We start from the raw sequence: 6344 nt of genomic DNA on the forward strand, positions 1-6344 counted from the left end.
CGCTTAATTATACTAAAACATTTCTTTTATTGCAATTTGACTGGAAATTCTCAATTTATTTTTTCTTTAACTTTTCCACTTATCTGTAGTTTTATCCATTATACTACTGATTGCCAACACTAGCTGTGATATAATCTATTCCATAAGGAAAAACTAATATTAAAGACAAACGCTAAGGAGAATTTAATGAAACAATACGAATTGATTAATAAAATGCCTAATATTGAAGACTACTTGAACATCAGAAAACATACATTGGGAGAAAAAACTCGTGCTTCTGCAAAAATGGCAGTCAGTAATTCCTGGTATGGTGTACATATAACTATCAGAGAAAAAACTATAGGAATGGGAAGATTGATAGGAGATGGATGCACTTTTCACATAACCGATGTTACCGTCCTGCCCCAGCATCAAGGACTGGGATTTGAAGGTGTAATAATGGAAGCCCTGGTAAACTACTATACTAAAAATGCTCCCAAGGATGGATGTCTCACAGTTATAGCTAAAGGAGATGCTAGAAATATTTATAAAAAATTCAACTTTGAAGAAACTGCTCCCAAATCTGTAGGTATGATATTTAAGAACGAAATCTAAAAAGCTCAAACAATAAAGCAGCTATGCTGCGTTAACAAGGTCACGCTTCATGTGACCAAAGCGGTTATTCAAGATGCGCAGGAAAGTAACCTTAATAACATAATACCAACGCTTCAAGGGATTATGTATTTTTAACTTTCCTAAGCTAAAACAAAACCAGCTCTCATATATTATTTACTGAGAACTGGTTTCTATATTACTGCTGCCATGTTACTCCTTTCGGGTTTTGCCCCTAGGCAGATTTACTGCAACGTTCCTTTCGGATACGTTACTCAACAATCACTTCTTCTGTTTCTCCAATAGGTCAGATATTCATTCACCCTACTTGATTCACTTTTCTTAACTTCTTCAATTATGTTAAAATCAATATTTCAAACTTTTCTTTCTGGTACTCTTTGCTTTCAGGGTTTTCAATCCTAATTACAATTTTTCCAAACTTTACTTGATTTGTTTTTCTTAATTCTTACTAATTGAATATGTTAAAACATTTAAATCTTTAGACTTTTGAATCTTTTACCTTTTTGGTTCTTCAATCCTAATAACAATTTTCCATTAATCTTACTTGATTTACTTCTTTTAACTTTTTCACTTACGTTTCTTCAATATTTCAAACTTTTCTTTTTTGGTAATCTGTTGCTTTTCAGGGTTTTCAATCCTGATTTACAATTTTTCACTAAACTTTACTTGATTTGTTTTTCTTGATTTACATAATTTGAATCGGTTAAAGTATTTCAATCTTTCTGACTTTTGAATTATTTGCCTTTTAGGTTTCACAGGTTCTGTGTTTGTTGTAGTTATGATTATATCACAATGATTTCATTGTGCAAGCGTTTTCCTTCATGTATATTGTATTCATTTCAATACACGAACATTAAAATCACAGGCAACATCCAAGCCCTTTTTAATCAATATCATATACATATCTTTTCTTGAAATTCTTAAATATCATTCATATGAGCTCCACCATCAATGCAGTATTTTCCACAATCCACTAAGGGTACTGCGATTCGCCACCATACCTTAAATATGTCTTGTACAATACTATTCTGAAGAATGTTTTTACAACACCGCCAATAAGCCATCCCAGAATTACATAACCTATAGGTCCCAATATCCAGCCTGAATATTGACCTATCATCATCATTGACAGCATCAAAATGAACATTGGTTTAAAATGACCCTTAGCCAGTTTAAAGCTTGCACCCAGTCCTCCAAAGACACCAAGATCATCGTTGACTATTGCTATTGTCCATGTGGCAAAGTATGCGCTGATAACAACGATTAAAAATACAACAGCCCATCCTGCAGTAGGTATACCCAATATGACGGCATATACAACAAACAACACAATCCACAGAGGAGATAACAAAAGTACAAGAAAATGAATGAATAACTTGCCTCCAAACACTTTTTTCAGATAACCTTTAATACCTGTGAAGAAATGTTCCCTGGTGGGTTTTTCTCCATTTATGGCCGATTGGTAGAGATTGATGCTTCCAACTTCAACTAGTGCCCAAAGTATTAAAAAGATAAAGTATCCGAAAACCAGGAATATTCCCATAGGTGCTAAAACACTAATGAGCACTTCAAATTCTTTTGCATTGTTGATCCCTGTCAAAACTCCACTGACAACAGTGACTCCAACACTTATTACTACAAAAACTCCCAGCAACAGAGCCATTACCAGCTTCAGTAACACAGGTACAAATACGCCCTTGTATCGACTGGACAGTTCAAATGCAGCTTTGCTGTCGTCCATTAACATATCAAACCACATCTATTCCACCTCCGAAAATATGTCATGAGCTGCCGGCTTACCATTGTCCATATACATGACAAAGGAAGTGAGTCCAAAGAATATCTGAAATACCATTCGAACCAGTGATCCAACTATGATGGCTATACTTATTACGGGTAGCATAATATAAAATCCAATCTTTATATAGGGAAGTGCTTCCATATATCCTTGGTTAAATGGAATGTCTCCAGGATTGAAATCACCAGGAAGGTCATCCATGAATTTTGATGAAGTATTTGTAGAACTTCCATTTCCTGAACTCGAATTGTACGAGCCATTTCCAATAGACAAAAATGATCCCCTTATAATGACCAGAACGCTTAATGGTATGAAATGATCCACTGCGAAATGGAAACCTTTTTTAAAACCTTCTATGACAAATACATCTTCTACAACCATGGACACCTTCCACATTATTGTAAAGACAGAAATCATAAGAGGAATCAAAACAAAACCCGTCAATAAGGATAAAACCCCTATAATGATGTAGGGAACCAGTATCAGCAACCAGAGTACTAGCATAATAAGATCAGCAAGTAAAAACCTTATGAAATTTTTCCGCACTCCTTCAATAAACTCCCCTCCAATAAGCTGCTTTTCATGTAAGCACACCTTATACATGTTGAAAAGTCCGGCTTCCAATACTATGCTGGCAACAATGGAGAAAATGATCATTCCTCCAATCCACCATGCTATACTTAGAAAAGCATCCTTAAGAACCTCTCTGCCAAATCCTGTAAATCCAAAACTTACCACTACCTGATACAGGAATACTCCAAAGGCCAAATATAGACAAGTCCTTATGAATATGAGAACCATTTGAGGCATATATAGTCTTCGGTTCTCTACATTTAAATGAAAAGCCTCCTTGAAATAGTCAAACAGCTTCGCAATATCTTTCATATCGCATTACCTTCTCCTTTTTACTTATTCTCAATTCAGTTTGTTAATTCCTTTTGTTTAATTCTTATGTTGTCTATACCTATATTTTATCACACTATCCAAAACATACCAGTATCCATCGAGTGGAATGCACATTGACAAATTAACAAATCGGAGTATAATATTATTTGTCGGTTTTTATCGATAATCAGTGTTGGCATATCGGGACGTGGCTCAGCTTGGTAGAGTACATGACTGGGGGTCATGGGGTCGCAGGTTCAAATCCTGTCGTCCCGACCAACTATATACAAATGTTTAAATATCAACGAAAAACACACTTCCTATGAGTGTGTTTTTTTGTGTGTTAGATTAAGTAGTCAAGGTAATATTATTAACCCTGAAAATTCGATTTTCTCTTCTCTTCAAAGGCTGCAATACCTTCCTTAAAGCTATAAATAGTATTCCTTTTTTCAATTTTACAAAAGTTCAAAAATCGCAAACATCAAAGGTATTGTAATCAGTGAAAACAAATGAGTCATTACTACAATTTTTGATGTGAAGTCCACCTCACAGTCGAACCGGTTGGCTATTACCACTGCTATTGCAGGAGGAGGCAATGAAGCGTATATGAGACATACTCCTTCCATTCTCGGATCCATTTCAATAAATGACAGCACTACTATCATAATCAAGGGGAAAATCACAAGCTTCATAAAGGTTGAAAAATATACAAGGATATCATTGAACATATCCGCAAGTTTAACCCTTCCAATTCTTGCACCTATTATAAACATGGCTAATGGTGTTGTGATTCCTCCTACGGAATCTATCATCTTTTCAGCGAGAACAGGTATATCTATAGAAAATATAAATATGCATAAACCTATGTAGACTGAAATCATATTGGGATTAAGAATCATTCCCTTAAGTTCTTTTTTTCCGAACTTGTCGTAGAATATGGACATTCCATAGGTCCACATGAATAATACTACCGTTACATAAAACATGGAGGCAAAGAAGGTTCCCTCTGATCCATAAACCTGATACACCACAGGAAATCCCATGAATCCGCAGTTTGTCAATGCATTGGTATAACGCATGACTTTTCTCTTGCCCTTGTTCTTCACCTTGATAACTATAAGGTGATTGAAAATTATTGTACCCACTGTAAAAAGAAATGAAAGTTTAAGTACCTTAAGTCCAAGTTCCATCTTTTCAGGAGAATATTCTATATTGAATGATTTGATAACAAGTGCAGGTATTGCAATATTAAGTAGCATGAAGGTGAATGCATTTTCCACTTCAGTCGTTATTATTCCCTTCCTGACAAGTAAAAATCCTATGGCTATGAGAAAACCCATTACCATTACCGAATTTACTACTGTAGCTAATATCATAAAAAACCTCGTCTATTGATACCTATTATCTCTAAATATTGAAACAGCCAGCAATATTAATGCTGACTGTTTAGTTTTATTTATTCGTTAAGATTGTACTATACTCCTAGTACATTTGAAAGATACCTGAATACTCTAGTGAAAAATCCAGCCTTTTCAAGATTCCTTGTTGATTTCAGTGGTATTTCCTTGATCATTTCATCATTTAGATAGACTTCCATTTTACCTACAGTGTCTCCCTTTGATATTGGAGCCTTTAGCTCTTCGTTGTATATGTTTTCTGTCCTCAATGTTGTTTCGTTTTCCACAAGCTTGTAGTAGTCTTCCGCTGCAACAACTTCAAGATTCATATCAAATGCATTTGGAACCATTATTTCTTCAACTATGTCGTCCTTGTTGATTATTTTCTCTATGAAGTAATTGTATAGACCGTATTCAAGCATAGTCTTTGACTTGTTTATTCTGTCGGATTCACTATGGGCTCCCATAATAACAGCTATAATCCTTCTGTTTTTATTGCTGTCTTCCTCGTCAATAAATGGTATTGTTGAAACAAGACACAATCCAGCCTTGTCTGTATACCCAGTTTTTAATCCGTCAACTCCTTCCAGTTCTACAAGAAGTTTGTTGGATGCATTTTTCGCGAAATTTCTTTCAGGTATTACAACCTTAAGCTGTGATGTTGTTTGTGTAATATCGGGATATTTTTTAAGTATATATCTGGCCAGTTTGAATATGTCTTCTGCAGACATAAAGTTCTGGTCTGTTTCCTCATTGTCTATGGGCATTCCGTTTGGGTTGATAAACCTGGCTGTTGTTATGCCTAGTTCATTTGCTTTTTCATTCATTTCTTCCAAAAATGTACTTACATTCCCACTTACATGCTCTGCAATGGCTACTGCAGCATCATTTCCAGACACTATAAGCATTGAATTCATAAGAATTTCAAGTTTTAATGATTCTCCCGAAAGAAGATAAAGAGAGCTTCCACCGCTGTTAGTAGCATTTTTTGAAATATATACATCATCGTCAAAAGACACTTCTCCAGCATCTATTGCCTCTCTTGCAAGCAGGTAGGTCATAAGCTTTGTAATGCTGGCAAGCTCGACAGTTTCATCGGAATTGTATTCATAGAATATTTCTCCAGTTGCCATGTCACCTACTATGGCAGATCTGATATCCTGGCTTACATCTATTTCAGCAAAAGCTGCAGTAATACTTAAAAGAAGCAGTACTGCAACGATTAATGATATTTTTCTTAAACTGTATCTAGAATTCAATTTTCTCTTTTCCTCCAAGGTACGGTCTCAATATTTCAGGCACTGTAACTGTACCATCTTCATTCTGAAAGTTTTCAACCAATGCTGCAAATGTTCTTCCAACTGCAAGTCCAGATCCGTTAAGAGTATGTAGAAATTGAGGCTTTCCGTTGTTTAAAGGTCTGTATCTAAGATTTGTCCTTCTCGCCTGGTAGTCTTCAAAGTTTGAACATGAAGAAATTTCAACATATCTACCATAGCTTGGCATCCATACCTCTATGTCATAAGTCTTTGCTGCTGAGAAGCCTGTATCTCCTGTACAAAGCTCTATTACCCTGTAAGGTATGTTGAGCTTCTGTAGTATCTCTTCGGCGTATCCTGTAAGCTTTTCGAGAAGCTCGTAAGATTCTTCTG

At 35.5% G+C, this 6344-nt stretch carries 6 protein-coding genes and 1 tRNA gene; 2 read left to right on the forward strand and 5 right to left on the reverse strand.

Going from position 1 to position 6344, the window contains the following annotated elements:
* The first annotated feature begins 186 nt into the window (after positions 1-186).
* Positions 187-594: a GNAT family N-acetyltransferase gene (locus AC3AX0_RS05425; RefSeq protein ID WP_487549290.1), complete on the forward strand. Its 408-nt coding sequence runs from the start codon at positions 187-189 to the stop codon at positions 592-594.
* A gap of 991 nt (positions 595-1585) precedes the next feature.
* On the opposite strand, the gene AC3AX0_RS05430 is transcribed toward AC3AX0_RS05425, so the two are convergent.
* The gene (locus tag AC3AX0_RS05430) at positions 1586-2371 is read right to left on the reverse strand and encodes a hypothetical protein (protein ID WP_487549291.1); all 786 of its coding nucleotides are present in this window, start codon (positions 2369-2371) and stop codon (positions 1586-1588) included.
* The gene (locus tag AC3AX0_RS05435; protein ID WP_487549292.1) at positions 2372-3295 is read right to left on the reverse strand and encodes a hypothetical protein; all 924 of its coding nucleotides are present in this window, start codon (positions 3293-3295) and stop codon (positions 2372-2374) included. It lies immediately after the preceding gene.
* Positions 3296-3497: 202 nt separating this feature from the next.
* Between AC3AX0_RS05435 and AC3AX0_RS05440 the strand changes: the two genes are divergently transcribed.
* Positions 3498-3574 (forward strand) — tRNA-Pro (locus AC3AX0_RS05440).
* 176 nt (positions 3575-3750) lie between these two features.
* Here AC3AX0_RS05440 and AC3AX0_RS05445 read toward each other — a convergent pair.
* From AC3AX0_RS05445 to AC3AX0_RS05455, 3 genes are all read right to left on the reverse strand, one after another.
* Positions 3751-4671: an AEC family transporter gene (locus tag AC3AX0_RS05445; protein WP_487549293.1), complete on the reverse strand. Its 921-nt coding sequence runs from the start codon at positions 4669-4671 to the stop codon at positions 3751-3753.
* 98 nt (positions 4672-4769) lie between these two features.
* Entirely contained in the window at positions 4770-5951 is a 1182-nt protein-coding gene (locus AC3AX0_RS05450; protein ID WP_487549294.1) for a D-alanyl-D-alanine carboxypeptidase family protein, read from the reverse strand.
* Positions 5941-6344, reverse strand: a 404-nt coding sequence (locus AC3AX0_RS05455) for an aminoacyl--tRNA ligase-related protein (protein WP_487549295.1), incomplete at its 5' end; no start/stop codon positions are given. The genes AC3AX0_RS05450 and AC3AX0_RS05455, both read right to left, overlap by 11 nt.

The sequence above is a fragment of the Dethiosulfatibacter sp. genome, assembly GCF_983023055.1.

Coding starts and splice junctions, on each gene's coding strand:
- AC3AX0_RS05425 (WP_487549290.1), top strand. CDS start 187: ATGAAACAATACGAATTGATTAATAAAATGCCTAATATTGAAGACTAC.
- AC3AX0_RS05430 (WP_487549291.1), bottom strand. CDS start 2,371: ATGTGGTTTGATATGTTAATGGACGACAGCAAAGCTGCATTTGAACTG.
- AC3AX0_RS05435 (WP_487549292.1), bottom strand. CDS start 3,295: ATGAAAGATATTGCGAAGCTGTTTGACTATTTCAAGGAGGCTTTTCAT.
- AC3AX0_RS05445 (WP_487549293.1), bottom strand. CDS start 4,671: ATGATATTAGCTACAGTAGTAAATTCGGTAATGGTAATGGGTTTTCTC.